Source organism: Bacillus sp. es.034 (assembly GCF_002563655.1).
In the GTDB taxonomy this organism is placed as follows: Bacteria; Bacillota; Bacilli; order Bacillales; family Bacillaceae_B; genus Rossellomorea.
Genome location: NZ_PDIY01000001.1, coordinates 750,001 through 752,500 on the forward strand (window position 1 = coordinate 750,001; position 2,500 = coordinate 752,500).

The 2,500-nt window shown below is 50.1% G+C and carries 2 rRNA genes (both running past the window's edge); both read right to left on the reverse strand.

The window, feature by feature from the left end:
- A 23S ribosomal RNA gene (locus tag ATG71_RS03910) occupies window positions 1–2,259 on the reverse strand; it reaches 677 nt to the left of the window's first position.
- Between the two features lie 193 nt (window positions 2,260–2,452).
- A 16S ribosomal RNA gene (locus ATG71_RS03915) occupies window positions 2,453–2,500 on the reverse strand (it continues 1,504 nt past the right edge of the window).
- The 16S and 23S rRNA genes sit together here, the layout of an rRNA operon.

A 2,500-nucleotide genomic window follows, 5' to 3' on the forward strand; every position in this document is an offset into this window, starting at 1 on the left:
CCCACCCCGATAAGGGGCGCGGGTTAGAATTTCAATACAGCCAGGGTAGTATCCCACCGATGCCTCCACCGAAGCTGGCGCTCCGGTTTCCAAGGCTCCTACCTATCCTGTACAAGCTGTACCAAAATTCAATATCAGGCTACAGTAAAGCTCCACGGGGTCTTTCCGTCCTGTCGCGGGTAACCTGCATCTTCACAGGTACTATAATTTCACCGAGTCTCTCGTTGAGACAGTGCCCAGATCGTTACGCCTTTCGTGCGGGTCGGAACTTACCCGACAAGGAATTTCGCTACCTTAGGACCGTTATAGTTACGGCCGCCGTTTACTGGGGCTTCGATTCGCACCTTCGCTTGCGCTAAGCACTCCTCTTAACCTTCCAGCACCGGGCAGGCGTCAGCCCCTATACTTCGCCTTACGGCTTCGCAGAGACCTGTGTTTTTGCTAAACAGTCGCCTGGGCCTATTCACTGCGGCTCTCTCGGGCTTGCACCCTACCAGAGCACCCCTTCTCCCGAAGTTACGGGGTCATTTTGCCGAGTTCCTTAACGAGAGTTCTCTCGCTCACCTTAGGATTCTCTCCTCGCCTACCTGTGTCGGTTTGCGGTACGGGCACCTTTTTCCTCGCTAGAGGCTTTTCTTGGCAGTGTGGAATCAGGAACTTCGCTACTATAATTCGCTCGCTATCACAGCTCAGCCTTCGCGATGACGGGATTTGCCTCATCATCAGCCTAACTGCTTAGACGCACATATCCAGCAGTGCGCTTACCCTATCCTCCTGCGTCCCCCCATTGCTCAAACGGAAAAGAGGTGGTACAGGAATATCAACCTGTTGTCCATCGTCTACGCCTATCGGCCTCGACTTAGGTCCCGACTAACCCTGAGCGGACGAGCCTTCCTCAGGAAACCTTAGGCATTCGGTGGATGGGATTCTCACCCATCTTTCGCTACTCATACCGGCATTCTCACTTCTAAGCACTCCACCAGTCCTTACGGTCTAGCTTCGCAGTCCTTAGAACGCTCTCCTACCACTGACACCTTGAGGTGTCAATCCACAGCTTCGGTGATACGTTTAGCCCCGGTACATTTTCGGCGCAGAGTCACTCGACCAGTGAGCTATTACGCACTCTTTAAATGGTGGCTGCTTCTAAGCCAACATCCTGGTTGTCTAAGCAACTCCACATCCTTTTCCACTTAACGTATACTTTGGGACCTTAGCTGGTGGTCTGGGCTGTTTCCCTTTCGACTACGGATCTTATCACTCGCAGTCTGACTCCCATGGATAAGTCTTTGGCATTCGGAGTTTGTCTGAATTCGGTAACCCGATGAGGGCCCCTAGTCCAAACAGTGCTCTACCTCCAAGACTCTTACACATGAGGCTAGCCCTAAAGCTATTTCGGAGAGAACCAGCTATCTCCAAGTTCGATTGGAATTTCTCCGCTACCCACACCTCATCCCCGCACTTTTCAACGTGCGTGGGTTCGGACCTCCATTCAGTGTTACCTGAACTTCATCCTGGACATGGGTAGATCACCTGGTTTCGGGTCTACGACCACATACTCAAATCGCCCTATTCAGACTCGCTTTCGCTGCGGCTCCGTCTTATCAACTTAACCTTGCATGGGATCGTAACTCGCCGGTTCATTCTACAAAAGGCACGCCATCACCCGTTAACGGGCTCTGACTACTTGTAGGCACACGGTTTCAGGTTCTATTTCACTCCCCTTCCGGGGTGCTTTTCACCTTTCCCTCACGGTACTGGTTCACTATCGGTCACTAGGGAGTATTTAGCCTTGGGAGATGGTCCTCCCAGCTTCCGACGGGATTTCACGTGTCCCGCCGTACTCAGGATCCACTCAAGAGGGAATGAAGTTTCAACTACAGGGTTGTTACCTTCTTTGACGAGCCTTTCCAGACTTCTTCGTCTACTTCATTCCTTTGTAACTCCGTATAGAGTGTCCTACAACCCCAAGAGGCAAGCCTCTTGGTTTGGGCTATATCCCGTTTCGCTCGCCGCTACTCAGGGAATCGCAATTGCTTTCTCTTCCTCCAGGTACTTAGATGTTTCAGTTCCCTGGGTCTGCCTTCCATACTCTATGTATTCAAGTAAGGATATTGTTCCATTACGAACAATGGGTTCCCCCATTCGGAAATCTCTGGATCAAAGCTCACTTACAGCTCCCCAAAGCATATCGGTGTTAGTCCCGTCCTTCGTCGGCTCCTAGTGCCAAGGCATCCACCGTGCGCCCTTCATAACTTAACCGAATTGGTTGTTACATCAGGTTTAAAACCTAAAATGGCGATACTCGGTAATTTCTTGACTATCAATTTATCTTTATCTAGTTTTCAAAGAACAATCATTTGTCTCATAAGAAACAAAAAGTTTTGACAGTAATTAAACCATCAAAACTGAACAAAACTTCGACGTGTCAACTTGTTTTGTAAATCTTCCTTAGAAAGGAGGTGATCCAGCCGCACCTTCCGATACGGCTACCTTGTTACGA